We start from the raw sequence: 26,589 nt of genomic DNA on the forward strand, positions 1-26,589 counted from the left end.
CGCTGCATCGTAGATGCCCGGGTCCGGGCCGAGAACAGCTCCTGGTCGATCCTCCAGGGCCGGCGGACGGGAGAGGGGCGTTTTCCGGGTGCGCGTCCAGTCGTGCCGCACGCCCCCGCCGGGCTTCACTGGCCTGAAGGAATCGGTCGGAGGACACCGGTCGGAAGGCGGGGGCGGGATGGATCTGCACACGGTCACGGACGTGAGGGACGCACGCCTGCGCGAGCCCTGGCGCCCGGGGGACGCCTGGCTGGGAGGCGGGACCTATCTGTTCTCCGAGCCCCAGCCGCACCTGCGCCGCCTCGTCGACCTGAGCCGGACGGGCTGGGAACCGCTCACGCGCCGGCCGGACGGCTCGCTGGAGATCGCGGCGACCTGCACGATCACCCAACTGTCCCGTTTCGGACGGCGTTTCCTCGACGCCCCCGCGGCGCCGCTCTTCGAACAGTGCTGCCGGGCCTTCCTCGCCTCCTTCAAGATCTGGAACATGGCCACCGTCGGCGGGAACCTGTGCAACGGCCTTCCGGCCGGACCGGTGATCTCGCTCACCGCCGCCCTCGACGGAAGCTGTCTCCTCCGGGCGCAGGACGGCTCCACGCGCGAGGTGAAGGTGGCCGAATTCATTCGGGGCGCGGGCGTCAAGGACCTCGCGGAGGGCGAACTGCTGCGCTCGGTGACGCTGCCCGGACGGGCCCTGGAGTGCCGTACGGCCTTCCGGCAGGCCTCGCTGTACGGGCTCGGCCGGTCCGGGGCGCTGGTCATCGGGACGCTCGACCCGGTGGACGGCTCGCTGACGGTCACGGTGACCGCCGCCACCGTCCGCCCGTTCCGGTTCTGGTTCCCGCTCCCGCCCACCCGCGAGGGGCTCCGGACCGCGATCGACACCGCCGTACGGGACGAGGACTGGTTCGACGACATCCACGGACTGCCCGAGTGGCGCCGGCACATGGGCCTGCGCCTCGCCGAGGAGGTCCGCCGCGAACTGACCGCACCGGAGGAAGGCGTCCGATGAGCTTCGAGGTCCACGTCAACGGAAGGCCGTCCGACACCGAGCCGCGCGCCGGCCAGTGCCTGCGCACCTACCTCCGCGAGTGCGGCTGGTTCGGGGTGAAGAAGGGGTGCGACGCGGGCGACTGCGGCGCCTGCACCGTCCACGTCGACGGGCAGCCGGTCCACAGCTGCCTGTACCCGGCGGTGCGCGCGGAGGGCCGTACCGTCACGACCGTCGAGGGGCTCGCCTCCCCGGACGGCGAACTCCACCCCGTACAGCGGAGGTTCCTCGACGCGCAGGGCTACCAGTGCGGCTTCTGCACGGCCGGCTTCCTCATGACGACCGCCGCCCTGGAGGCCGAGCGGGACACCCCGCACGACGACGGCAAGCTCGACGACCTGCCCCGCGCCTTCAAGGGCAACATCTGCCGCTGCACCGGCTACCGGGCGATCGAGGACGCCGTACGGGGCGTGAAGCACACCGAACGCCCGTGCGCGGGACAGGCGGTGGGCCGCAACGTCGGCGCCCCCGCCGGACCGCGGGTCGTCACCGGCACCGCCCGCTACACCTTCGACGTCGAGGTCCCCGGCCTGCTCCACATGAAGCTGCTGCGCTCCCCGCACCCGCACGCCCGGATCGTCGCGATCGACACCGCCGCCGCGCTCCGCGTCCCCGGCGTGCACGCCGTCCTCACCCACGAGGACGCCCCCGCGACCCTGTACTCCAGCGCCCGCCACGAACACCCCACCGAGGACCCCGACGACACCCGCGTCCTGGACGACGTCGTCCGGTACGTCGGCCAGCGGGTCGCCGCCGTCGTCGCCGACAGCGAGGGGGCCGCCGAGGAGGGCTGCCGCCGCATCGAGGTGACGTACGAGGAACTCCCCTACGTCGTCGACCCCGAGGAGGCGATGCGCCCCGGCGCCCCCGTCGTCCACGCGGGCAAGGGACCGCGGGAGCGCATCGCCCGGGTCGAGAACAACGTCGCGGGCGAGGTCCACGGCGAGATCGGCCGCGTCGAGGACGGCTTCGCCGAGGCGGACGTCGTGTACGAGGAGACCTTCCGCACCCAGCGGGTGCAGCACGCGAGCCTCGAAACCCACGGCTGCGTCGCGTACTTCGAGCCGAAGGAGGACGGCACGGGCGAACGGCTCACCGTCCGCTCCTCCACCCAGACCCCGTTCCTGACCCGGCGGGCCCTGTGCGCGCTGTACGGCCTGCCGGAGGACGAGGTACGGGTGGTCGCGGGCCGGGTCGGCGGCGGCTTCGGCGGCAAGCAGGAGATGCTCACCGAGGACGTCGTGACGCTCGCCGCGCTGAGACTGCGGCGGCCGGTGAAGCTGGAGTACACCCGTGCCGAGCAGTTCTACGGCGCCACCACCCGCCACCCGTTCACCATCCGCGTCAAGGCCGGCGCCCGCCGGGACGGCACCCTCACCGCCGTACGGATGCGGGTGGTGTCGAACACGGGCGCGTACGGCAACCACGGTCCGGCCGTCATGTTCCACAGCGTCGGCGAGTCCTTCGCCGTCTACCGCGCCCCGCACAAGAAGGTCGAGGCCTACTCCGTCTACACCAACACCGTCCCGGCGGGCGCCTTCCGCGGCTACGGCCTCGGCCAGGTCACCTTCGCCGTCGAGTCGGTGATGGACGAACTCGCCCGCCGCCTCGCCATGGACCCGCTGGTCTTCCGGGAGAGGAACGTCATCGGCCCGGGGGAGGGCCTGCACAGCCCGATCGGCGAGGAGGAGGACCTCCACATCGCCTCCTACGGACTCGACCAGTGCCTCTCGGTCGTGCGGAAGGCGATCGCGGAGGACCGCAGCGCCGAGGAGGCGCCCGAGGGCTGGCTGGTCGGGCAGGGCACGGGCATGGCGATGATCGCGACCGGGCCGCCCGGCGGCCACTACGCCGACGCCCGGGTCTCCCTCCTGGCGGACGGCACGTACGACATCGCGGTCGGCACGGCCGAGTTCGGCAACGGCACCACCACCGTCCACCAGCAGATCACCGCGGGCGCCCTGAACACCACCGAGGACCGGCTCACCGTCCGCCAGTCCGACACCGACGTCGTGCGCCACGACACCGGCGCCTTCGCCTCCGCCGGCACCGTCGTCGCCGGCAAGGCCGTCCTGCTCGCCGCGACCTCCCTCGCGGAACGGCTGCGCACCCTCGCCGCCCGGCACACGGGCACGGCCCGGCACCTGTGCGTGCTCGGAGCCGAGTCCGTCGACTGCGCGGGGCGCACGGTGACGCTGAAGGAGCTGTACGAGGCGGGGCACGCGCTCGGGGCGGCGGAGGAGCTGGCGGCGGACGGGCACTGGGGCGGTTCGCCGCGCTCGGTGGCCTTCAACGCGCAGTGGTTCCGGATCGCCGTCGATCCCGGATCCGGGGAGATCCGCGTCCTGCGCAGCGTCCACGCGGCCGACGCCGGCAGGGTCGTGAACCCGATGCAGTGCCGGGGCCAGGTCGAGGGCGGGGTCGCGCAGGCCCTCGGCGCCACCCTCTTCGAGACCGTGCGCGTCGACGAGCGCGGCGAGGTCACCACGGCCGCGTTCCGCCGCTACCGGCTTCCCCAGTACGCCGACGTGCCCCGTACCGAGGTCCACTTCACCGAGACGGCCGACGCCATCGGGCCCCTCGGGGCCAAGTCGATGAGCGAGAGCCCCTTCAACCCGGTCGCCCCCGCCTTCGCCAACGCCCTGCGGGACGCCACGGGCATCCGCTTCACCGAACTGCCGGTGACCCGCGACCGCGTCTGGCTCGCCCTCGACCGGAGGGCGCGGAACGTAGGCCGATGAACCGGGCAAGGGCGAGGGATCGTCTCGTAGAAAGCTCACATGTGCGGGACGATATGGCGAATTTCCTTGGCAGACACGATTCTCCACTCTCTCGGTCGGGTATCACTGCGCGCAGCCGCCGTACCGACCGCCGCGAGGGGACCGACGATGAGCCGACCGAACACCGCGCCCCACCCGACACCCGCCGCCACGACCGCACCCGCGATCGTGATCGAGATCGAATCCGGAGCCGCGACCGTGCCGGGGGCCGCCCCCGCGCCCGCGCCCGCCCCCGCCCCCACGCCTCCGCCCGCCGGATCCTTCGCGCTCCGGGGGGACGTGGTCCGCCCCGCCACGCTCACCGTCGCCGACCTGCGCCGGGGCTGGGAGCAGCACCGGGTCGAGGTCGTCTTCGACTGCGCCACCGCGGGGCCCCAGCGCCACACCTTCACCGGCCCCCTCCTCCGGGAGGTCGTCACCGTCGCGCACCCCCGCTTCGACCCCGCCCGCCGCAAGGAGCGCTCCCGCTTCCTGATCGCCGTCGACGGCGGCGACGGCCACCACGCGCTCCTGGCGTGGGCGGAGGTCGACGCCGACTTCGGCGACGCCCCCGTCCTCCTCGCGACCCGGATGGACGACCGGGACCTCGACGGGGACGGCCCGCAGCTCGTCGTCCCGTCCGACCGCTGCGGAGCCCGCTACGTCAGCGCCGTCACGGGGATCTGGGTCGGCCCGCTCCGGCTCGCCGGGACCCTCCCGTCCGAGGCGTGAGACCACCGGGGGGACTTCTCGGCGATTCCTACCACGCTCCTCCCATTCGCGATGGAGAGTTCCACGATCTTGTTGCAGATGAGAGAGATCACGCCCTACGGTGTCGCACATGCAACACCACATCCTCGGGCGGGGCGCGCATCTGCCAGGCACCGGCCCGGACACGGCACGGCGCCGGGCGGACGCCGACGGGGCAAGGCCGGCCGGCGTGCGCGCCGACCGCTCCTGACCACGCTTCCGCGCAGTACCCGAGACACCCGGCCGTCGGCGCGACCGGCCCGTCCGCACATCCTCCGTTCCTCTCCAAGGAGTTCCGATCCCATGAGCCTCGCCCCCGCCGGACGCCGCACCGCCGCCGCCGTACTCACCGCCGCCCTGCTCGTGCCGCTCGCGGCCTGCTCGTCGGGCGACGACGGCAAGAAGGACACCGGCGGCTCCACTCCCTCCGCCTCCGGCTCCGGTTCCGGCTCCGCGAGTGGCGCCCCCGCGGCGAACCTCACCGTGCTCGCCGCCGCCTCCCTGACCGACGTGTTCAAGACGGCCGGCGCCGCGTACGAGAAGTCCCACCCGGGTACGAAGCTGACCTTCTCGTTCGCCGGTTCGCAGGAGCTGGTCGCCCAGGTCTCGCAGGGGGCGCCCGCCGACGTCCTGGTGACCGCCGACACCAAGAGCATGGACAAGGTGAAGGCCGACACCGGCACCCCGGCGGTCATCGCGAAGAACCGGCTCGTCATCGCCACCGGCGAGGGCAACCCGCACAAGGTCGACGACCTGAAGGACCTCGCGGACACCAAGCTCAAGGTCGTCCTCGCGGCCCCCGAGGTCCCGGCGGGCAAGTACAGCAAGCAGATCCTCGACAAGCAGAAGATCACGGTCGAGCCGGTCTCCCAGGAGCCCAACGTGCGCGCCGTGCTCAGCAAGGTCGAGCTGGGCGAGGCCGACGCCGGCCTGGTCTACAAGACGGACGCGGAGAGCGCGCGGGACAAGGTCGACGCCGTCGAGATCCCCGACGACCGGAACGCCGTCGCGCAGTACCCGGCCGCCACCCTGAAGGACTCGAAGAACACCGAGGCCGCCGCCGCGTTCGTCGCCTGGCTGTCCTCGCCCGAGGGGCAGAAGATCCTCCAGGACGCCGGCTTCCAGAAGCCGTGACGTACGGGATCGACCACGATCGGGAGGGGCCGTCCGCGCCGGGGGACCGGGCGGCCCCTCCGCTCCACGCCCTCACCTCTCCGGGACCATCGATGAAACGAGCAGGCACACGCGTCTCCGGGAGGCGTTCCGGGAGCTCCCGGCCGCCCCTCGCCCTCGTGCTGCCCGCGCTGGCGGCCGTGGCCTTCCTGGCGCTCCCCCTGATCGGCATCCTCGTACGGACCGAGTGGGGCGGGCTCACCGGCCACCTGACCACGCCGGGGACCGTCGAGGCGCTGAAGCTGTCGCTCCTGGTCTCCTTCTGGGCGCTCGGCCTCTCGCTGCTCCTCGGGGTCCCCCTGGCCTGGCTCCTCGCGCGGGTCTCGTTCCCCGGCAAGGCGGTCGTCCGCTCCCTCGTGCTGCTGCCGATGGTGCTGCCGCCGACCGTCGGCGGCGTCGCGCTGCTTCTGGCCTTCGGCCGGCGCGGACTGCTCGGGCCGTGGCTGGAGGACACCTTCGGCGTCACCCTGCCGTTCCACACCTCCGGCGCGGTGATCGCGGCGACGTTCGTCGCCATGCCGTTCCTCGTCATCAGCCTGGAGGGTGCGCTCGGCGGCCTCCGCCCCCGGTACGAGGAGACGGCGGCCTCCCTCGGCGCCCCACCGGTCCGCGTCTTCTTCACCGTCACGCTGCCGATGGTCGCGCCCGGGGTCCTCGCGGGCGCGGCGCTCACCTGGGCGCGGGCCCTCGGCGAGTTCGGTGCCACGATCACCTTCGCCGGAAACCTGCCCGGGACGACCCAGACCCTTCCGCTCCAGGTCTACCTCCTGCTCCAGGACGAACCCGAGGCCGCCACCTCCGTCTCCCTCCTGCTCCTCGCCATCGCCATGGGCGTCCTCATCGCCCTGCGCGGACGCTGGACCGGCACCCCGCAGGACCGGAAGCGCCCCCCCGCCCCCACGGAGGAGCCGGTCACGGAGGAACCGGTCACGGAGGGACCGGCCGTGACGGCGGCCACGCCGAAACCGGCCACGCCGGAACCACCGGCCGACGCCGTCCCGTCCGCTTCCCCGGCCGACGACCGCTGGTCCCTGCACGCCGACGTCACCGGCTCCACCCGGCTCGTCCTGGACGCCGGGCCCGGCACCACCATCGCCGTCGTCGGCCCCAACGGCGCCGGCAAGACCACCCTGCTCCGCGCGCTCCTGGGCCTCACCCCGCGCGCCCACGCCGACCTCCGGCTCGGCGACGAGGACGTCACCGCGCTGCCCCCGCACCGCCGCCACGTCGCATGGGTGCCGCAGGACGGCGCGCTCTTCCCGCACCTGTCGGCCCTCGCCAACACCGCCTACGGCCTGCGCGCCCAGGGCGTCCCCCGGACCGAGGCCCGCCGCGAGGCGCAGGCCTGGCTCGACCGCCTCGGCGTCGGCCACCTGGCGCACAGGAAACCGGCGCAGCTCTCCGGCGGCCAGGCCCAGCGGGTCGCCCTCGCCCGGGCGCTCGCCGCCCGCCCCCGCCTCCTCGTCCTCGACGAACCCCTCGCCGCCCTCGACCAGACCACCCGCGCCCACGTCCGCCACACCCTGCGCACCCACCTCGCCGGCTTCGGCGGCGTCTGCCTCGTCGTCACCCACGACCCGGTCGAGGCCGTCTCCCTCGCCGACCGCGTCCTGGTCCTCCAGGACGGCCGCGCCCTCCAGGACGACACCCCCGCCGAGGTCGCCCGCCACCCCCGTTCCCCCTGGGTCGCCCGCATGCTCGGCCGCAACGCCTGGCCCGGCACCGCCGTCCCCGACGGCCTCGCCCTCGACGGCGGCGGCACCCTGATCGCCGCCGAACCCCCGCCGCCGGGCACCCCCGCCCTCGCGATCGTCGCGCCCGAGGCGGTGTCCCTGCACCGCGAGAAGCCCGCCGGAAGCCCCCGCAACGTCTGGCCCGGCACCGTACGCGAGATCACCGCCAGCGGCAGCCGCCTCCGCGTCCTGGTCACCTCCGCCGAAACCCCCGACCTCGTCGCCGAGATCACCCCGCAGGCCGCCGCCGAACTCGGCCTCGCCGACGGCGTACCCGTCTGGACCGGAGTCAAGGCCACCGAGACCACGATCGTCCCCCTCTGACCGCCCCGGGGCAGGGCGCCGCCCGACAACCGCATCGGCTGGCCCCCTCCAGGCCTTCACCTGGCAGATGCGAGTCCGAAGCGGGCCATGGCCTCTTGGACGATCCACCGTACCCGTGCCCGGCGGGAGGACCGTTTTCCGTGTCCGGATCCAATCGCCCCGGTGGGCCGGGAGCTGCTTGACTGGCTCGTGCCGGTCCCGGGACGGAGGAGTGGCTCTCGCCGCCCCGGATCGACCGGTCGGACGGGCCCTGTGCGCCGCGCGCGGTGTTCGGCGCGCAGGGGCCCGCACGGTCCCGGGCCGTCAGGAGCCTTCCCCCGGGGACGGCGGCACCGCGCCCGACAGGCCCCCGCGGGCCAGGCCGTACTCGTGGGGATGGTTCCCCGGGCAGGGCGAGGGCGGCCTCGAACTCCCGCCGGGCCTCGGCGTGCCGGCCCGCGGCCGCGTAGGTGCCGCCGAGCCGCACGCGGACCTGCATCTCCAGCCACGTACTGGTGTGCAGGGTCAGCGCCGACAGGGCCTCGTGGTGGGTGTCGACGGCCTCCGCCGTCCGGCCCAGGGCCAGTTGGGCCCCGGCGACGAAGCAGAGGCTGCCGGCGACCGGACGGGGCCGGCCGCTCTTCTCGGCGAGCGAGAGGGCGGTGGCGCAGTGTCCCAGCGCCTCCTCGTACCACCCCCGCCGGTGGTGGATCGCCCCGAGGTTGCAGGTGTCGGGCACTCACGCGTCGACGTGGGGCGGAGGTGTCGGGTGACGACGCACGAGGGCGGGGCGGCGGTGTCGGCTGCCGCCCCGCAACTGCCGGAGGGTCGAGCCGCCGTGGCGGTCCGGATCGCGAACCGCCCGGCCCGGGGACACGGGTCCTCCGGGCCGGGTGAGGTGCCGCGCGCTCAGCCCCGGAAGGCGGCGGGGCGCTCGGGGGAGGCCTCGGCGAGGGCCTTGGTCACGGCCTCGACACCGGCACGGAGCCCGTACACGGGCGTGTCGGGCTGCTGCCGCCAGGAGTCGTCGATGCCGCCGGCGTCGACCGTGTCGAAGCCGAGCTCGTCGATCAGGGCGCGGACGGTGTCCTTGGCGGCCTCGTCGTCACCGGCGACCGGCAGGGCGATCCGCTCGGGGTCGCCGGCCGGGCGCGGCCGGTCGAGGATGTCCTGGGCGTAGGTGCCGTTGAACGCCTTGACCACCGGGTGGCCCAACTGCTTCTCCGTCCAGCGGCTTTCGGTCAGGCCCCCGTCCTCGATGGCGTCGATCCGCCCGTCGCGCTCCCGGGGGTAGTAGTTGTTGGTGTCGAGGAGGACGAACCCCTCGGCGGCACCGGCGAGGACGTCGTCGGGCAGGTCGGGGACGTTCTTCAGCGGGATGGTCACGACGACCAGTTCGGCGCCGCGGGCGGCCTCGGTGGCGTGCACCGGGGTGGCGCCGGTCTCCTCGGCGAGCGCGGTGAGCGTCTCGGGCCCGCGGGAGTTGGCCACGGACACGTCGTGGCCGAGGGCCGTGAGACGACGGGTGAGGTTGCCGCCGATGTTGCCGGCGCCGATGATGCCGATCTTCATGACACGTCCTCCGTGAGCGCGGTCGGGGGCGGATCCGGCGCGGCCCGGGAACGGGTCCCGGGCGCGTCCGGGGCGGTGCCGACGGGCGTCGCGCATCCCCCGTCGCTGAGGGAGAACACCATGATCCGAAGGTTTCTTCCGCGTACGGCAGATCCCGGCACCCGCCACGAAACCCGCGGGGGAGGCCCCGGCTTCCCAGGGGACTTTCCTGCCGGAACACGCCGCGAGCCGGCCCTGGATCTGTCCGATCACGCGTACGGAGTAGTCCGCATGCGTGTTCGCAGGGCCGGGCGGATGCTGACGCCATGTCGCATCAGGAACCGCCATCCAACTGGGGGGCAGCCACAGCCCGGCGTGCCGGGCGGGCTCCCGCCCCGTCGCAGGGGCAGGACGGGAAAGGTCGTCGGGTTCTCGTGTCTGGGCGTGGTCGCCCTGATCGTGGTGATCCTCGCCGTCACGCTCGCTTCCGGGGCGGGGACGACGAGCCGGAGCGCACGGCCACGCCGTCCCCGGTGAGGTCGGGGGAACCGCGGGAGGAAGGTCCCAGGGGGGACGTGAAGATCACGGCCTGCGCGGTGGACCCGTCCACGGAGCGGCCCCGGGCGGAACTGCTGATCACCAACCGTTCCGGCAAGGCCGGCACCTACTTCGTGAACGTCGAGTTCGTCGACGCGTCGAACAGGCGGCTGGACGGGGCGGTCGTCTCGGCCAGTGCCGTGGCGCCGGGGCAGGAGGCGAAGGTGGGGGCCCAGGGGGCGAACCGGGTCACGTCCGGGATCGCGTGCCGCATCACGGACGTGACGCGGCACGCGTCCTGACAGACGTCCCGATATCGGCGCGCCGGTACCAGCGCCCCGATATCGGTACCCCCGGCGGGGTCAGCCGCCCTTGCGGATCTTCGCCGCGCGGCGGGCCTCGGCCGTCCTGCGGGCCTCGGCGGCGCGGCGGGACTCGTTCTTGGCGCGGCCCGGGCGGCCGGGGACCGTGCCGATGCCGCGGAAGGCCGCGCCGCCGCGCTTGGCGCCCTCCTGGGTCGGCGCGTTGCCGGCGATCGGGACGCCCGAGGGCTTCCGGGCGCCGGTGATGCGGGTCAGTTCGGCCTCGCCGGAACGGACCCGGGCGACCCGGGGGCGGATGCCCGCGTCCGCCATGACGCGGGCCACGTCCCGGCTCTCCTCGGGGGTGACCAGGGTGACGACGACGCCGGACTCGCCGGCGCGCGCGGTGCGCCCGCCGCGGTGGAGGTAGTCCTTGCCGTCGGCCGGCGGGTCGACGTTGACGACGAGGTCGAGCGCGTCGACGTGGATGCCGCGCGCCGCCACGTTGGTGGCGACCAGGACCGTCACCTCACCGCTCTTGAAGCGGTCCAGGGTGCGGGTCCGCAGCGGCTGGGACTTGCCGCCGTGCAGTGCCGCGGCCCGTACGCCGCTGCCGAGGAGGTGCTTGGTGAAGCGGTCCACGGCGTGCTTGGTGTCCAGGAACATGATCACGCGCCCGTCGCGGGCGGCGATCTCCGTGGCGGTGGCGAACTTGTCGGCGCCGTGCACGTGGAGCACGTGGTGCTCCATCGTGGAGACGGCGGCGGCCGACGGGTCGACCGAGTGGACGACCGGGTCGGTGAGGTAGCGCTCGACGAGCAGGTCGACGTTCCGGTCGAGCGTGGCGGAGAACAGCAGCCGCTGCCCCTCGGCGCGCACCTGGTCCAGGAGTTCGGTGACCTGCGGCATGAAGCCCAGGTCGGCCATCTGGTCGGCCTCGTCGAGGACCGTGACCGCCACCCGGTCGAGACGGCAGTCCTTGCGCTCCACGAGGTCCATGAGGCGGCCCGGCGTCGCGACCAGGACCTCGGCCCCGTCGCGCAGCGCGCCCGCCTGCCGGCCGATCGACAGGCCGCCGACCACGGTCGCCAGCCGCAGTCCCAGCGCGGTGGCGTACGGGGCGAGCGCGTTGGTGACCTGCTGGGCCAGCTCCCGTGTGGGCACCAGGACCAAGGCGAGCGGCCTGCGCGCCTCGGCCCGGCGTCCGGCGGTCCGGACGAGCAGCGGAAGGCCGAAGGCGAGCGTCTTGCCGGAGCCGGTCCGCCCGCGCCCGAGGACGTCGCGGCCCGCGAGGGCGTCGGGCAGGGTGGCGGCCTGGATCGGGAACGGCTCGTCGACACCCAGTCGGCCGAGCACCCGGAGCACCTCGGCCGGCAGGCCGAACCCGGCGAAGCCGGTGCCGGGTGTCGGGGACGCGGCGAACTCGTCCTTCCGGGCGTCGTCCGTACGGGGTGTGCTGTTCATGTGACCTTCCTGGAAACGGTGCGCCGAAACGGTGCGCTCCGAGGAATTCACGACGGGCGGCGGGCCCGTGAACGCCGCGACGTACCGAATGCCGTATGCGTGCGGATACCGGACGTGCCGCGGGAGCGGCGCACGGCGTCCGGGCCGTGGGAAAACCGGAAAACGCGACGGGCCGGTGCCCTCACCACACGGGTGAGGACACCGGCCGCGTCGGACGTGTCAACGTCAGGCGGGGAGGATGTTCTCCGCCTGCGGGCCCTTCTGGCCCTGCGTGACGTCGAAGGTCACCTTCTGGCCTTCCTGGAGCTCACGGAAGCCGGAGGTGGCGATGTTGGAGTAGTGGGCGAACACGTCCGGGCCGCCACCCTCCTGCTCGATGAAGCCGAAGCCCTTTTCCGAGTTGAACCACTTCACGGTGCCATTGGCCATTGTCTTGTCTCCTTCGGGGCGTAGCCCTGGGAGCCGCACTGTGCGACACCCGGAGTCGCCGTGATGATTGCCCCGTCCGGAAACTGCACCGAAAACAAATCAAGTGCCTGACGACGTCGAATCGTCGAAGGCACTTGTAAGTATTTGGGAACCACAACTGCAACTGACATCGACTGTAGCACGTCGTCGGCGCCCGTGCGCGGAATCCTCGAATTTCTCACCCGGAGCCGCCGGGAACGAATTTCCGCCGGGCCCCCCGCCCGGCCTCCCGTCCACCGCCCCGCGCACCGCCGGCCACCAGGACGAAGGTGACGCTGATGAGCAGCGCCCACGCGCCGAACTTGGAGAGGGGCACGGGCTGCCAGCCGTGCAGCTGGTGCGGGTAGCTCCAGGCCCCGACGTACGTGGCCGCGTTCTCCGCGACCCACAGGAAGAAGCCGATCAGGACGAACGACAGGGCCAGCGGCATCCGGTGGTCCCGGGCCCCGACCCGGAACCGCACCCGCGTGCCCGCCGTCGCGACGAGCAGCAGCGCGGCCAGCGCCCAGCGCGCGTCGGGCAGCCAGTGGTGGCTGAAGAAGTTCACGTACACGGCTCCGGCGAGGACCGCCGTCACCCGGGGCCGGTAGCCCGTGAGCCGCAGGTCGAACAGCCGCCAGGCCCTGCACACGTAACTGCCCACCGCCGCGTACAGGAACCCGCCGTACAGGGCACGCCGCCGAACTTCGTCAGGGCGTCCTCCGGGTAGCTCCACGAGCCCATCCGCACCTTGACCAGCTCGAAGAGCAGGCCGATGGCGTGGCAGCCGGCGATCACGGCGACGTCCCGGCCGGTGTCCCGGCCGACCCGCCACGCGAGGAGCGTGAGCCCGGTCCCGTACAGGAGGAGCAGGTCGTAGCGGGCGACCGGCAGTTCCGGCAGCAGCGTCGAGGCGGCGATCCCGCCGACGAGCGCGACGGCGAAGGCGCAGCAGCGCGCCTCGAGCACCGCGAAGCGCAGCAGCTGGCGTGTTCCGTGGACGAGCCTCTCCATGGCGGGAGGGACGCGGGGGACGCGTGTTCGGTTCACGGCGCCCGGACACGGGAGCGCGCCGCACCCCCGGGAGGGTGCGGCACGGCCGCCGGGCGCCGGGGGATCAGACCGCCGGCGACGGGAAGGTCGGGTACTCCACGCCGGAGACGTGCTGGACGACCCGGATGACCTGGCACGAGTAGCCGAACTCGTTGTCGTACCACAGGTACAGGATCGCGTTGTCGCCGTCGACCTTGGTCGCGCCGGCGTCGACGATCGACGCGTGGCGCGAGCCCACGAAGTCCATCGAGACGGCGTCGGGGGCCGTGGTGAAGTCGATCTGGCGCTTCAGCGGCGAGTGCAGCGAGACGTCGCGCAGGTACTCCAGGACCTCGTCGCGGGTGGTCTCGCGGCCCAGGCGCAGGCTCAGGATCGCGATCGATACGTCCGGGACGGGGACGCGGATCGAGCTGCCGGTGATCGGGGCCTTCAGCTCCGGCAGCGCCTTGGCGACGGCCGAGGCGGCACCGGTCTCGGTGATCACCATGTTGAGCGGCGCGGAACGGCCGCGGCGGTCGGCCTTGTGGTAGTTGTCCAGGAGGTTCTGGTCGTTGGTGAACGAGTGGACGGTCTCCACGTGGCCGCGCAGCACGCCGTACTCGTCGTCCATCGCCTTCAGCGGCGGGACGATCGCGTTGGTGGTGCAGGAGGCGCAGGACAGGATCCGCTCGTCCGGCTTGACCGTGTCGTGGTTGACGCCGTGCACGATGTTCGGCACGTCGCCCTTGCCGGGCGCGGTCAGGACGACCTTGTCGATGCCGGGGCGCAGGTGCGTGGAGAGGCCCTCGCGGTCGCGCCACTTGCCGGTGTTGTCGATCAGGATGGCGTTCTCGATGCCGTACGCCGTGTAGTCGACCTCGGAGGGGTCGTTGGCGTAGATCACCTTGATCGTGTTGCCGTTGGCGACGATGGAGCTGTTCGCCTCGTCGACGGTGATCGTGCCCTGGAACTGGCCGTGGATGGAGTCGCGGCGCAGCAGCGAGGCGCGCTTCACGAGGTCCTGCTCGCCCCCGCCGCGGACCACGATCGCGCGCAGCCGCAGACCGTTGCCGGAGCCGGCCTTCTCGATGAGGAGGCGGGCGACGAGGCGACCGATGCGGCCGAAGCCGTAGAGGACGACGTCGCGTCCGTCGCGACGCTCGATCTTGTTCTCACCGGTGGCGCCGGCGACGGCCTCGGCGGTGAACTCCGCCACCGACAGACCGCGGTCGTCGGTCCTGTAGTCGGCGGCCAGCATGCCGATGTCGATCTGGGACGGGCCCAGGTCGAGGGTGGTGAGCGTCTGGAGGAAGGGGAGCGTCTCGGTGACCGACAGCTCCTCGCCGGCTATCTGCCGGGCGAAGCGGTGGGTCTTGAGAATGCTGACCACCGACTTGTTCACCAGGGAGCGGCTGTGGAGGAGGACGGTGACGTCCTGCTCCCGGTGCAGCTTCCCGATGATCGGGATCATCGACTCCGCGATCTCCTCGCGGTTCTTCCAGCTGGTGAACGAGTCGTCATTGACAGTCACAGGATTATCTTTCGAGCTAGGCGGCGCTCATATGGTAACCCCCGGCCCGTTCGATCGATCAAGGGGTACGGGATGTGAGACGGGCCCCTTCGTGACGCCCCCTCGCCCCGCGCCCGGATGAGGACCGGGGGAGGGGGATCAGGAGAAGACCAGGGACCGGAAGGCGTCCCTGACCCGGGCCAGCGGTCCGGGGTCGCGGGTGAGGTAGAGCCGGTTGGTCAGCAGGACGGCCCAGCGTCCCCGGGCGGGGGAGACCCAGACGGCCGTGCCGGTGAAGCCGAAGTGCGCCCAGACGTCGTCCGCCGGGCCCGTGTGCGGCGCCGGATGCCAGAAGAGGCCGCGCGGCGGGTCGAGGCGGTCGGTGCGCACGCGCAGCGAGGCGGCGGTCCACTCGGCGGAGAAGGTGCCCGGCACCGGGTCGAGCAGGTGCCGCAGGAAGCGGCCGGTGTCGGCGGCGGTGGTGAAGACGCCCGCGATGCCGCAGGCGCCGCCGAGGAGCCGTGCCGAGAAGTCGTGGACGGTGCCCCTGAGCCGGACGCCGCTCTCCTCGTCGTACTCCGTCGGCGCGCACCGCTCGCGGAGGGCGGCGGGCAGCGGCCCGTACCGGGTGTCCGTCATGCCGAGGGGCGTCCAGACCCGGTCCCCGGCGAGCCGGGGGAGGGGCTGCCGGGTGAGGTGCTCGGCGAGGTAGCCGAGGACCAGGGCCGCCCGGTCGGTGTACGCGACGGCCTCGCCGGGCCGGTGCCGCAGCGGCTCGGACAGGACCCCGTCCCGCACGTCCTGCGGATCGGAGCCGTACAGGTGCCGCAGGTTGGCGCGCAGCGGCAGGCCCGCCGTGTGCGTGAGGAGGTGCTGGGCCGTGACCCCGGCGAGCGGCCGGCCGGCCGCCTCCGGCCAGTACGAACCGAGCGGGGCGGACGGGTCGAGCTTGCCGGCGTCGACGAGGGTGCCGGTCACGGCCCAGACGGCGAGGACCTTGGTGAGGCTCGCCACGTCGAAGAGGGTGTCGGGGCGCGTCGGTCCGGCGGGGTCCGCCGGGTCGAGGACGCCGACGGCCCCGGCCGACAGGGTGGCGCGGGCGTCGCCCGCGGCCCACGCCGCGCCGGGGGCGACGCCCGCGCGCACGGCGTCGCCGAGCAGTCGCTCGCAGGGGTCGGTGCGCTGTGCCAAGGCGGGCCTCCGACGGGATCGGGGCGGCCCGTCCGGCACACCGAAGGACCGCGCTCCGAAGTCATGCCCGCACCGAAGGGGAAGACACCCTTCCGGCGGACGTCGTCACCCGCCGGGACCCGCCGCCGCCCGTGGCGCGCTCCGGTGCGCCGCCCCGGGCCCGCCATCGCCCGCGGCACGCCCCCGAGAGTCGCCCCCGGGAGCCGTCAGCGCCCCTCGGGCACGTCCGCCGCACCCCCGGTGTCCTTGGGCTTCTCCGCGGGGTCCGCCGTGCAGGTCACCTCGTCGCGCGGGGTGTAACGGGTCTTGTAGGTCTCCCGCTTGACCTCGACGCCGTCGTTCTTGAACACCCGGTCCACCGAGATGTCGAAGCCCTCCAGGGGCGGCTGCGGCACGCAGGCCTTGTCGGTGCCCTCGCGCTTCGTGGGCTGCGTGAGGTTGGTGCGCGGTCCGGCGACCGCCTCCACCGAGTCGTACTTCTTCGTCCCGAGGAAGCTCACGGTGACCGAGGAGTCCGTCGCGCTCGCCTTGATGTAGATCGGCTTGCCCGTGTCGTTGCGGAACTTCAGGTCCAGGCTGCCCCAGGCGACGGTCGCCTCGCGGCCGGCCGGGTAGCGCTCGATGTAGAAGGAGTGGGCGCCGTGCTCGACGGGCTTCACCCCGGCGAAGAACATGGCGTTGTAGACGGTGGTGGCCATGGCGGACACGCCGCCGCCGGGCGCGGACCGGTACTGGCCGTCGAGGATCATCGTGCCGTCGACGAAGCCGTTGTCCGGGGTGCGCTCACCCACCGTCCTGTTGAAGCTCCACACCGCGCCGGGCTGCACGAGCGAGCCGTTGATCAGCTCGGCGGCCCGGCCGATGTTCGTCGTCCGGTACGGGGCCGAGGGGAAGTCCACGGTGAAGGACGACATCTGCTCGGTGATGCCGAGGCGGGCCAGCGAGTCGGAGGTCAGGTCGGGCTGGGTGACCTTGGTGGCCACCGGGGCCGTACGGGCCGTGTCGCCGGTCTTCGTGAGCAGCGGGCGGACGGCGTCGCCGAGGGCCTGCGCGGTCACCTCGTGGCCGGGCCGGCCCTCCGACTCCACGACGACCTTGCCGTTCTCCACCCCGAGGGTCGACTGCGTCGGCGCGTTCGTCAGGGAGGCGAGCGGCCGCGCCACGTCCGGGTCGCGGAGCAGCGCCTCCGCGTCGAGGTTCCCGCTGAGGTGCCCGTCGTCGTTCTTCACGGTGAGGTGGTCGCTCAGCGTGGCCGGGGAGATCCGCACGCGCCGGCCCCCCGCCGTCAGCGTCACGGGGCCGGAGAGGGCGGGCTCGGCGTACGTGTCGAGGAAGCGGTTCACCTCGGCGGCGGGCAGCTTCGGCTCGGTCAGGGCGACGGGGAGGGCGACCGGCGCCGCGCCCGTGGCGGCCGGGTAGGCCGCGCGGAGGGAGTCGACGGACCGGGCGGTGTCCAGCTTCCGGCCCGTGACCGGCTGGGTGGCGACGGCCTTCCCGTCGCGGAAGGCGACGGAGCCCTCGCGGACCGCCCGGTCGTTCCGCTTCGCCAGATCGGCCACGGTGGCCTTCGCCTTGGCCTCGTCGTACGCGAAGACCGGCCGGATCTCGCGCTCGCCGGAGGAGAAGAGGCGCCGGACGACGGTGACGGGGTCGCGGGAGGGATCGGCCGCCAGCTCGGCGGTCTTCGCCACGTCGACGCCGAGGCCGGCGGAGGCCGGGTCCACGGTGGCCGAGAGGTCGCCGACCCGCACCGGGATCGGCGCCTTCCACGCGGCCGGGGCCTCGGCGGCGAGTCTCGCCTCGGCCTGGGAGCGGCTCATGCCGCCGATGTCCACGCCGGCGACCCGGGTACCGGCGGATATGTCGTCCCCGGTGGCGAGCAGGCCCGCACCGTACAGCCCCCCGGCGGCCACCGCGACCACGCCGGTCGCGATCGCGGCCGTCCGCAGACGCGGACGGCGCCCCTCGCGGGGCGTCGGGTCATGGTCGGTCCTGGAGCGGGGCACGCGCTCTCCCGGGGCGTCGAGGAGGAAGGTAACCCCACGACGGTACGCCGAATGAGTGTCTTATGCATATAGAGGTGGTTTGACCTGCGGTGATACGGAGGGGTGCGGAGGGGGGTACGGACGGTGGCGCCCGGGAGCGGTCCGGGACCGGTCCGGGACTGCTTGGGTCCTTCGTCCAAAGACCCGCAGGCCCTCCCCGGGGCCCGGGTGACACCCCACCCCGCCTGATAGGTTCGCGGGCGACGCGGGCGGGGCTGCGGCCCGAGGGGGAGGAGCGGCACATGGCGGCGAGCGGGCGGCGGACCGGCAGGCCCACCCTGGAGGAGGTCGCCGCGCGGGCCGGAGTCGGCCGCGGCACGGTCTCCCGGGTCGTCAACGGCTCCCCGAAGGTGAGCGAACAGACCAGGACCGCCGTCGAGCGGGCCGTCGCCGAACTCGGCTACGTCCCCAACCGGGCCGCCCGCGCCCTCGCCGGCAGCCGCACCGACGCCGTCGCCCTGGTCGTCCCCGAGACCGAGGCGCGGCTCTTCGCGGAGCCGTACTTCCTCGACATCATCCGCGGCGTCAGCGCCGAACTCGCCGACGCCGACAAGCAGCTGCTCCTCACCCTGATCCGCAGCGAGCAGGAGCGGCAGCGCTTCGAGCAGTACCTCGCCGCACAGCGCGTCGACGGCGTCCTCCTCGTCTCCGTGCACGGCGACGACCCGCTGCCCGACCGGGTCCGCGCCCTCGGCCTGCCCGCCGTCCTCAACGGCCGCCGCTCGCGGGACGAGAGCGTCGCCTTCGTCGACTCCGACAACACCGGCGCCGGCCGGACCGCCGTCGCCCACCTCGCCGCACGCGGCCGTCGCGCCGTCGCCACCATCACCGGACCGCTCGACATGTACGTCGCCCGCTGCCGCCTCGACGGCTACCGCGAGGGTCTCGCCGGGGCGGGGCTCGCGGCCGACGAAGGACTCGTCGCGACCGGCGACTTCACCGAGGAGGGCGGCCGCCGGGCCATGCGGGAACTCCTGGACCGCCGGCCCGGCCTGGACGCCGTCTTCGCCGCCTCCGACGTGATGGCGGCGGGCGCGCGGGCCGTCCTGCGCGAGGCGGGCCGCCGGGTCCCCGAGGACGTCGCCCTCGTCGGCGTCGACGACTCGGCCGTCGCCCGGCACCTGGACCCGCCGCTCACCAGTGTGCGCCAGCCCATCGAGGAGATGGGCCGCGCCATGGCCCGGCTGCTCCTGGAGGAGATCGCCTCGCCCGGCGACCCCGACGAGCAGCCCCGCCGGATCCTCCCCACCGAACTGGTGGTCCGCGCCTCCTCCTGAACGGCTCCGCCGGGGCGGCTCCCGCCAGGGCGGCGGCCCCCGGCGTGTCGCCGGGCCCGTCGTCCGGCGTGTCGTTCGGGTGAGCCCAGCGGGCGGGGCGGCCGGGCGTGGGTTCGAATCGGGGCATGGCTTCCAACGACAGGCCCCGCACCGGCGGCTCCCCGAGGCCGCTGAGGGCCGGTGACACCTGGTGGTACGCCGCCATCGCGGGCGAGACCGCCGGCTCGTTCACCGCCCGCGTCCGCATCCGGGCCCGGCGCGGCTGCCTCGGGGCCGTCCTCCTGCTCACGGTCGTCTACGCGGGACTCGTCCTCACCGCGACCGGCCGCCGCTGGGGAGACGCCGCCACGACCGGCCGGCACGCCGACACCGCCGCCGCCGGACTGCTCCGCGACCACCCCTCCCTCGCCGGGCTCATCACCCTCTCCCTGGCCCTCGGCTGCGTCCTCCTCCTCGCCGTCGGCCTGATACGCGGGCGGTACGCCCTCACCGGCCTCGCCGCCGGCGGAGTCGTCACCGCCCTCGCCCTCACCGGACTGCTCCGCCTGTACGCGCCGCGCCCCCGCGCCGCCGACACCGGAGCCCTCCTGCCCAGCGGCTTCCCCAGCGCCCAGACCGTCCTCGCCCTGGGCGTCGCCCTCGGCCTGGCCCTCGTCGTCCCCCGCCGGCTGCGCACCCCCGCCGTCGGCGCCGCCACCCTCTGGGCCGCCGCCGTCGGCGCGTACACCCTCGCCGACGGCCGGCACCGGCCCGGTGACGTCGTCGCCGCCGCCTTCCTCGTCCTCGCCGTCTTCTGCGGCCTGCTCGCCCTCCGCGCCCGCAGGGGCCAGGTGCGCCCCGCCCCCAGGCGCCTGCCCGCCCCGGCGTCCCTCCTGGTGTTCCTCCCGCTCGCCCTGGTCGCGGCCGGCGGCCTCGGCACCGGGATCTGGCTGCTCGGCGACACCCTCGCCCTGCCCGCCACCGCCCCCTACGACCCGGCCGAGCTCCGGCTCGCCCACCGCTGCGGACAGGCCCTCGCCGCCGGGGTGACCGCCGCCGCCGGAATCGCCCTGCTCACCCTGCTCCGCCACGTCGACGTGAGCGGCCCCCCGCCCCCGTACCGGCTCGCCGGCCCCTTCGTCGAGGCCGCCGGGGCTCCGGAGGAGGCCGAGCTCGTGGGGCCCTTTACCGAGGACCACGATCACGAGATATCTTGATGTCGAGCAATCTCGCATACGCAGACGTGGAGCGGAGCACCCTGGTGACTGACTCGACCATCATCTACACCCACACCGACGAGGCGCCTGCCCTGGCGACCTACTCGTTCCTGCCCGTGATCCAGGCGTACGCCTCGCAGGCCGGAGTCACGGTCGAGACGCGGGACATCTCCCTCGCGGGCCGCATCATCGCCGTCTTCCCGGAGTACCTGGAGGAGGGCCAGCGCATCGCCGACGCCCTCTCCGAGCTGGGTGAGCTGGCCAAGACGCCCCAGGCCAACATCATCAAGCTGCCGAACGTCTCGGCGTCCATCCCGCAGCTCAAGGCGGCCGTCGCCGAGCTCCAGGCCCAGGGCTACGCCCTCCCGGCCTACCCGGACGACCCGAAGACCGACGAGGAGCGCGAGATCCGCGCCCGTTACGACAAGATCAAGGGCTCGGCCGTCAACCCGGTCCTGCGCGAGGGCAACTCCGACCGCCGTGCCCCCGCCTCGGTGAAGAACTACGCCAAGGCCCACCCGCACCGCATGGGCGCCTGGACCTCCGAGTCCAGGACCAACGTCGCCACCATGGGTGAGAACGACTTCGCCTCCACGGAGAAGTCCGTCGTCATCGCCGAGGACGACACGCTCCGCTTCGAGTTCACCGCCGCCGACGGCACCGTCAGCGAGCTCCGCGAGCCGCTCAAGGTCGTCGCCGGCGAGGTCGTCGACGCCGCCGTCATGCGCGCCGCCGCCCTGCGCACCTTCCTGAGCGAGCAGGTCGCCCGCGCCAAGTCCGAGGGCGTGCTCTTCTCCGTGCACCTCAAGGCCACCATGATGAAGGTCTCCGACCCCATCGTCTTCGGCCACGTCGTGCGCGCCTTCTTCCCGGCCACCTTCGCCAAGTACGGCGAGGTCCTCGTCGCCGCCGGCCTCTCCCCGAACGACGGCCTCGGCTCGATCCTCAACGGCCTGGACGGCGTCCCGCACCTGGGCGAGGAGATCAAGGCCTCCTTCGAGGCCGAGCTCGCCGAGGGCCCCGCCCTCGCGATGGTCGACTCCGACAAGGGCATCACCAACCTCCACGTGCCGTCCGACGTCATCGTCGACGCCTCGATGCCGGCCATGATCCGCACCTCCGGCCACATGTGGGGCCCGGACGGCCAGGAGGCCGACACCCTCGCCGTCCTGCCGGACCACAGCTACTCCGGCGTCTACCAGGCCGTCATCGAGGACTGCCGCGCCCACGGCGCCTTCGACCCGTCGACCATGGGCTCCGTGCCGAACGTCGGCCTCATGGCGCAGAAGGCCGAGGAGTACGGCTCCCACGACAAGACCTTCGAGATCGCCGAGGCCGGCACCGTCCGCCTGGTGAACTCCGCGGGCGACGTCGTCCTGGAGCAGGAGGTCGCCCCCGGCGACATCTTCCGCGCCTGCCAGACCAAGGACCTGCCCATCCAGGACTGGGTCAAGCTCGCCGTCACCCGCGCCCGCGCCACCGGCGACCCGGCCGTCTTCTGGCTGGACGCCGAGCGCGCCCACGACGCGCGGCTCATCGCCAAGGTCGAGCAGTACCTGCCGCAGCACGACACCGAGGGCCTGGACATCCGCGTCCTGTCCCCGGTCGAGGCCACCAAGTTCTCCCTGGAGCGCATCCGCCGCGGCGAGAACACCATCTCGGTCACCGGCAACGTCCTGCGCGACTACCTGACCGACCTCTTCCCCATCCTGGAGCTGGGCACCAGCGCCAAGATGCTGTCGGTCGTCCCGCTGATGGCGGGCGGCGGCCTCTTCGAGACCGGCGCCGGCGGCTCCGCCCCGAAGCACGTCCAGCAGCTCGTCAAGGAGAACTACCTCCGCTGGGACAGCCTCGGCGAGTTCTTCGCCCTGGCCGCCTCCTTCGAGCACCTCGCGACCACCACGGGCAACACCCGCGCCCAGGTCCTCGCCGACACCCTCGACCGCGCCACCGGCACCTTCCTCAACGAGGACAAGTCGCCGACCCGCCGCCTCGGCGGCATCGACAACCGCGGCAGCCACTTCTACCTGGCCCTCTACTGGGCGCAGGAGCTGGCCGCCCAGACCGAGGACGCCGACCTCGCCAAGGCCTTCGCCCCGTTCGCCGAGAACCTCGCGGCCAACGAGCGGAAGATCGTCGACGAGCTGATCGCCGTCCAGGGCTCCCCGGCCGAGATCGGCGGTTACTACCAGCCCGACCCGGCCAGGGCCGCGGCCGTGATGCGCCCGTCCGCCACCCTCAACGAGGCCCTCGCGTCCCTCGCCTGATCCGGCGCACGGCCCCGTACCGCCCCGGCCGGAAACTCCTCCGGCCGGGGCGGTCCCGTCGGTGGCGCATACGGCATCCGGGTGTGAACCTGGATGGATGAGTTGGGCATCTTGGACGACCACCGGTGTCTACACCGGGCGAGGCGGTGTGCTGACCGACGAGGCCGGGACCGTCACGGGCGATCTGACCGTGCACACCACCTGGACCGAGCGCGAAGCGCGTGTGGCCGTGCAGTACAGCGGCGCGTCCGACTGGTTCACCATGTCGGGCAGTCCCGTCCCCTGCGCAACGGAGGAGGAGAGCCGCGACCTCCACGACGCCGTCGTGGAAGCCGTCCGGGAGGGGAACGGGGCCACGGTCCCGAAGCTCCCCGGACCCCTGGTGTAGGGCCCCGCGCCCGGACACCCCGCACACCGTGAACACCTGAGTACGACACGTATCCGGTACCGCGAGAAGTGTTATCCCTCCCGCGCCCACGGGTCTCCGAACGACGGGGGACACGGACCCGGGACGAGGGAGCAGATCCATGCACAGCGACGAGCGCCGCACCACCGCCCTTGTGGAGGCGGCCAGGGCCGGTGACGTCCACGCCAGGGACGAACTGGTCCGCGCCTACCTGCCGCTCGTCCACAACGTCGTGGGCCGCGCCCTCGACGGTCACGCCGACACGGACGACATCGTCCAGGAGACGATGGTCCGCGCCCTCGGCGGCCTGGCCGGCCTCCGCGACCCCGCCAGGTTCCGCTCGTGGCTCGTCGCCATCGCGATGAACGGGATACGGCGCCGCTGGCGCGAACGCCAGCAGGCCCCCGTCCCCGGCCTCGACCACGCCGCCGGTCTCGCCGACCCGGCCGGCGACTTCACCGAGCTCACCATCCTCCGCCTCGGCCTCTCCGGGCAGCGCCGCGACGTGGCCCGCGCCACCCGCTGGCTCGACGAGGACGACCGCGAACTCCTCGCCCTGTGGTGGCTGGAGGCCGCCGGCGAGCTGACCCGCGCCGAACTCGCCGAGGGCCTCGGCGTCCCCCCGCAGCACGCCGCCGTACGGGTCCAGCGGATGAAGGAGCGCCTGGAGACCGGCCGGGCGGTGGTCCGCGCCCTCGACGCCCTGCCGCCGTGCCCGGAGCTGACGGAGATCCTCGGCCCCTGGGACGGGCGCCCCTCCCCGCTCTGGCGCAAGCGGGTCGCCCGCCATCTGCGCGGCTGCGACACCTGCACGGCCCGGGCGACGGGCCGCAGCGGGCTCGCCCCCGTCGAGGGCCTGCTGGTCGGGATCGGGCTCGTGCCACCGCTCGGGATCGCCGCCGTCACGGCGGACGGACCGGATCCGGAGCTCGCCGGACACGGAACCGGGACGGGCACGGAGCCCGCCGGGGCCGGGGAGCCCACCGCGCCCGGGGAGCCCGCTGCGCCCGGGCCCGGGGACCGTTCCGGTGCGTCGTCCGGCGACGGCTCCGGCGTGCCGTCCGGTGACGCGGGAGGGACCGCCGGCCGGTGGACCCCGGGGCGCGGGGCGGTCGTCGCCGGGGCCGCCGCCGTCGCCGTGCTCGGTGCCGTCGCCCTCCTCGTACCCTCGGCGCCGGAGGCGCGCGTGCGGCCCGAGCGGCCCGTCGCCGCACCCACGACGACCCCCACGACGATCCCCGCCCCGACCACCGCGTCCCCGACCCCGGAGGCCACCACCGCCGTCCCCGCGCCGACGACCACCACCCCGGCGCCCCGCCGCACCACCCCGCCGCCGCCCACTCCCGGGGAGCGGGTGACCGCCCTCGTCAACCGGCTCCGGACACGGGCGGGTTGCGCCCCCCTGCACACCGACCCCCGGCTCGTCGCGGCGGCCCGCGCCTACGCCCGCGACATGGTCGCGCGGGGCTACTACGGGCACAGCAGCCCCGAGGGCGACTTCGCGGACGCGCGGATCACCGCCGCGGGCTACGACTGGAGCGCCTGGGCCGAGAACCTGGCCAGGGGCGCGGCCGGCCCGGAGGCCGTCGTCGAGGACTGGCGGGACGGCTCGATGCACGAGGAGAACATGCTCGACTGCCGCTACCGGGACACCGGCGTGGCGTCGGTGCCCGGCCCCGGGGGCACGGTCTGGGTGCAGAAGCTGGCCGCGCCCGCCCCCGGGCGGGGATGACCGCCGGATCAGCGCTTGACGCCGAAGTCCTGCACCCACCAGGGGCCGTTGGAGGTCACGGCCACCCCGACGCCGATGTCCTTGAGGGAGCAGTCGAGGATGTTCGCCCGGTGGCCGGAGCTCCCCATCCAGTCCGCCACGGCACGGGCCGGGGTCTTCGGCCCGCGGTGGATGTTCTCCGCCCAGGTCGACCACGCGTAACCGGCGCCCTTCATCCGGTCGCCCGCGTCCCGTCCCTCGGGGCTCACGTGCTCGTAGTAGCCGCGGGCGGCCATGTCGGCGGCGTGCGCCTGGGCCGCCGCCCGCAGCTTCTTGTCGGTCCTGAGCGGCCGGCAACCGGCCCTCGTGCGTTCGGCGTTGGTCAGGGCGACGACCTCCTTGACGAACCGCTCGCTCTTCCGGGTGGCGGCCGTCCCGGCTCCGGGGACCAGGACGGGCCACCGCTCCGCCAGTTGTGCCCGCGCCTGCTCCGGCTCGCCTTCCCCCCGTACGGGCACGGGCGCGGTCACGGGTGCGGCGGAGACGGCGGCCGTCGTGCCACCGGCCGCCGGGTCGCCCGCCGTCGAGACCAGGTGGGTCCCCGCCGCCACCGTGAGCGCGACGGCCGCCGTTCCCGCGACGGCGACGACCGTGCGGAAGCCCGGGCGGCGCCGTGTTCCGCCCTTTCCGCGGTGTCGGCCGCTCACCCGTGCGGGCCGGTCGGAGGGTCGGGGACGGGTGTGGTACCGCATGGGGCTCCGCTCTCTCGCCGGGGTCGCCGCACGACCGGCGCCGGGGAGCCGCCGGGACGACGGTGGCAACACTTTCCGGCCCCGGCCGTCCCGACACCCCTCGTCAACTCGGCGCGTCAGCTCACGCCGAAGCCTTTCAGCCCTGCGGAACGACCGCCACCGGACAGGGAGCCAGATGGAGTGCCGCGTGCGCCACGGAGCCGATCCGCGGACCGACGGCACCCCGCTTGGCCCGCCGGCCGACCACGAGGAGCTGCGCGGCCCCCGACCCGGAGAGCAGCACCTGGCCCGCGCTGCCCAGCTCGACGTGCTCCTCGACCCGGACGTCCGGGTACTTCTCCCGCCAGGGGGCCAGCGCCTCGCGCAGCGCCTTCTCCTCGTACGGGACGAGCCCGCCGGCCTCGTCGGCGAGCCGCATCGAGGCCGGGCTGTACGCGTAGAGGGCCGGCAGGCTCCACGCGCGCACGGCCCGCACGGACGCCCCGCGCGCGGCGGCGGTCTCGAAGGCGAAGCCGAGCGCGGCGGCGCTGTCCTCCGGGCTGCCGAGCTGGCCGACGAGCACGTGCCCCGCGGGCGGTTCGGCGCGCTCGCCGTCGCGGGACCGGACGGCCACCACGGGACGGGTGGCGCCGGCGATGATCTGCTGTCCGTACGAGCCGAGCAGGAACCCGGCCACGGGGCCGTGTCCGCGCGAGCCGATGACGAGCATCTCGGCCCGCTCCCCGATGCCGAGCAGCGCGGCGACCGGGGTGTCGGGCAGCACCTCGGCCGACAGCTCCAGGTCCGGGTGCCGGCGGGCGATCTCCGTCTCGGCCTCGCGCAGGACCGCCCACGCGGCCCGCCCCTGGGCCTCGGGGTCCTGGGCCAGGGGGAGGTCCAGGGGCTCCCAGCGCCAGGCGTGCGCGAGCCGTAGCGGGAGGCCCCGGTGGAGCGCCTCGCGGGCGGCCCAGCCCGCCGCGGCGAGACTCTCCGGGGAACCGTCCACTCCTGCGACGATCTCACGACTCATCAGGCTGCCTCCGTCGGTGCGGTGCGGGTCCGCCGGCGGCGGACTCTCTCCCCTCCAGCTTGGGCCCAACGGCCGCCCGACGGCAGGGCCGTACGTCCCGACATGCCGTTCTCCTCCGTCGCG

20 protein-coding genes and 1 pseudogene are annotated in these 26,589 nt (G+C 73.9%); 11 read left to right on the plus strand and 10 right to left on the minus strand.

Features of this window, described 5'->3' with window-relative positions:
- Positions 1-178: 178 nt before the first annotated feature.
- From ACFY7E_RS22705 to ACFY7E_RS22725, 5 genes are all read left to right on the plus strand, one after another.
- Positions 179-1,012, plus strand: coding sequence for an FAD binding domain-containing protein (locus ACFY7E_RS22705; RefSeq protein WP_389487534.1), 834 nt, complete (start codon positions 179-181; stop codon positions 1,010-1,012).
- The gene (locus ACFY7E_RS22710) at positions 1,009-3,792 is read left to right on the plus strand and encodes a molybdopterin-dependent oxidoreductase (protein ID WP_389487536.1); all 2,784 of its coding nucleotides are present in this window, start codon (positions 1,009-1,011) and stop codon (positions 3,790-3,792) included. Before ACFY7E_RS22705 ends, ACFY7E_RS22710 begins: the two co-directional genes overlap by 4 nt.
- A 147-nt stretch (positions 3,793-3,939) precedes the next feature.
- On the plus strand, positions 3,940-4,542 hold the full coding sequence (locus ACFY7E_RS22715; protein WP_389487538.1) for a molybdopterin-dependent oxidoreductase: 603 nt from the start codon (positions 3,940-3,942) through the stop codon (positions 4,540-4,542).
- Positions 4,543-4,863: 321 nt separating this feature from the next.
- Positions 4,864-5,694 carry a molybdate ABC transporter substrate-binding protein gene (gene modA, locus ACFY7E_RS22720; RefSeq protein ID WP_389487539.1) on the plus strand — a complete coding sequence of 277 codons (831 nt, stop codon included), beginning with the start codon at positions 4,864-4,866 and terminating at the stop codon, positions 5,692-5,694.
- 92 nt (positions 5,695-5,786) lie between these two features.
- Complete coding sequence (locus ACFY7E_RS22725; protein ID WP_389487541.1) at positions 5,787-7,790, plus strand: ABC transporter permease; 2,004 nt, start codon at positions 5,787-5,789, stop codon at positions 7,788-7,790.
- Here ACFY7E_RS22725 and ACFY7E_RS22730 read toward each other — a convergent pair.
- Together ACFY7E_RS22730 and ACFY7E_RS22735 are read right to left on the minus strand one after the other, a co-directional pair.
- Positions 7,756-8,508, minus strand: coding sequence for a tetratricopeptide repeat protein (locus tag ACFY7E_RS22730; RefSeq protein WP_389487543.1), 753 nt, complete (start codon positions 8,506-8,508; stop codon positions 7,756-7,758). The two genes, ACFY7E_RS22725 and ACFY7E_RS22730, sit on opposite strands and share 35 nt — an antisense overlap.
- 170 nt (positions 8,509-8,678) lie before the next feature.
- Positions 8,679-9,341, minus strand: a complete 663-nt coding sequence (locus ACFY7E_RS22735) for an NADPH-dependent F420 reductase (RefSeq protein WP_389487545.1) — start codon at positions 9,339-9,341, stop codon at positions 8,679-8,681.
- Between the two features lie 554 nt (positions 9,342-9,895).
- Between ACFY7E_RS22735 and ACFY7E_RS22740 the strand changes: the two genes are divergently transcribed.
- Positions 9,896-10,159, plus strand: a complete 264-nt coding sequence (locus ACFY7E_RS22740) for an FxLYD domain-containing protein (RefSeq protein WP_389487547.1) — start codon at positions 9,896-9,898, stop codon at positions 10,157-10,159.
- Positions 10,160-10,219: 60 nt separating this feature from the next.
- Here ACFY7E_RS22740 and ACFY7E_RS22745 read toward each other — a convergent pair whose 3' ends face one another.
- The 6 genes and pseudogenes from ACFY7E_RS22745 to ACFY7E_RS22770 all read right to left on the minus strand — a co-directional run bounded on the left by ACFY7E_RS22745 (position 10,220) and on the right by ACFY7E_RS22770 (position 17,809).
- Entirely contained in the window at positions 10,220-11,623 is a 1,404-nt protein-coding gene (locus ACFY7E_RS22745; RefSeq protein WP_389487549.1) for a DEAD/DEAH box helicase, read from the minus strand.
- 225 nt (positions 11,624-11,848) lie between these two features.
- Positions 11,849-12,052 (minus strand): cold-shock protein, encoded by a 204-nt coding sequence (locus tag ACFY7E_RS22750; RefSeq protein ID WP_015031667.1) that lies wholly within the window; start codon positions 12,050-12,052, stop codon positions 11,849-11,851.
- 217 nt (positions 12,053-12,269) lie between these two features.
- Positions 12,270-13,084: pseudogene (locus ACFY7E_RS22755) on the minus strand (DUF817 domain-containing protein).
- 103 nt (positions 13,085-13,187) lie between these two features.
- Positions 13,188-14,633, minus strand: a complete 1,446-nt coding sequence (locus ACFY7E_RS22760; RefSeq protein WP_389487552.1) for a glyceraldehyde-3-phosphate dehydrogenase — start codon at positions 14,631-14,633, stop codon at positions 13,188-13,190.
- 138 nt (positions 14,634-14,771) lie between these two features.
- On the minus strand, positions 14,772-15,803 hold the full coding sequence (locus ACFY7E_RS22765; RefSeq protein WP_389487554.1) for a serine hydrolase domain-containing protein: 1,032 nt from the start codon (positions 15,801-15,803) through the stop codon (positions 14,772-14,774).
- A 206-nt stretch (positions 15,804-16,009) separates the two neighbouring features.
- The gene (locus tag ACFY7E_RS22770; protein ID WP_389487556.1) at positions 16,010-17,809 is read right to left on the minus strand and encodes a VanW family protein; all 1,800 of its coding nucleotides are present in this window, start codon (positions 17,807-17,809) and stop codon (positions 16,010-16,012) included.
- Between the two features lie 281 nt (positions 17,810-18,090).
- Here ACFY7E_RS22770 and ACFY7E_RS22775 point away from each other — a divergent pair, with 281 nt between their 5' ends.
- The 5 genes from ACFY7E_RS22775 (at position 18,091) to ACFY7E_RS22795 (ending at position 24,726) form a co-directional block, all read left to right on the plus strand.
- Positions 18,091-19,125: a LacI family DNA-binding transcriptional regulator gene (locus tag ACFY7E_RS22775; protein ID WP_389487558.1), complete on the plus strand. Its 1,035-nt coding sequence runs from the start codon at positions 18,091-18,093 to the stop codon at positions 19,123-19,125.
- A 125-nt stretch (positions 19,126-19,250) separates the two neighbouring features.
- Entirely contained in the window at positions 19,251-20,321 is a 1,071-nt protein-coding gene (locus ACFY7E_RS22780; RefSeq protein ID WP_389487560.1) for a phosphatase PAP2 family protein, read from the plus strand.
- Positions 20,322-20,365: 44 nt separating this feature from the next.
- Entirely contained in the window at positions 20,366-22,588 is a 2,223-nt protein-coding gene (locus ACFY7E_RS22785) for an NADP-dependent isocitrate dehydrogenase (protein WP_389487561.1), read from the plus strand.
- Positions 22,589-22,685: 97 nt separating this feature from the next.
- On the plus strand, positions 22,686-22,976 hold the full coding sequence (locus ACFY7E_RS22790) for a hypothetical protein (RefSeq protein ID WP_383446802.1): 291 nt from the start codon (positions 22,686-22,688) through the stop codon (positions 22,974-22,976).
- Positions 22,977-23,115: 139 nt separating this feature from the next.
- Positions 23,116-24,726 carry a sigma-70 family RNA polymerase sigma factor gene (locus ACFY7E_RS22795; RefSeq protein WP_389487563.1) on the plus strand — a complete coding sequence of 537 codons (1,611 nt, stop codon included), beginning with the start codon at positions 23,116-23,118 and terminating at the stop codon, positions 24,724-24,726.
- An 8-nt stretch (positions 24,727-24,734) separates the two neighbouring features.
- Here ACFY7E_RS22795 and ACFY7E_RS22800 read toward each other — a convergent pair whose 3' ends face one another.
- Together ACFY7E_RS22800 and ACFY7E_RS22805 are read right to left on the minus strand one after the other, a co-directional pair.
- On the minus strand, positions 24,735-25,412 hold the full coding sequence (locus tag ACFY7E_RS22800) for a CAP domain-containing protein (RefSeq protein ID WP_389487565.1): 678 nt from the start codon (positions 25,410-25,412) through the stop codon (positions 24,735-24,737).
- Between the two features lie 181 nt (positions 25,413-25,593).
- Positions 25,594-26,466: a universal stress protein gene (locus ACFY7E_RS22805; RefSeq protein WP_383446811.1), complete on the minus strand. Its 873-nt coding sequence runs from the start codon at positions 26,464-26,466 to the stop codon at positions 25,594-25,596.
- Positions 26,467-26,589 lie beyond the last annotated feature (123 nt).

Source organism: Streptomyces sp. NPDC012825 (assembly GCF_042900925.1).
Taxonomy (GTDB): Bacteria; Actinomycetota; Actinomycetes; order Streptomycetales; family Streptomycetaceae; genus Streptomyces.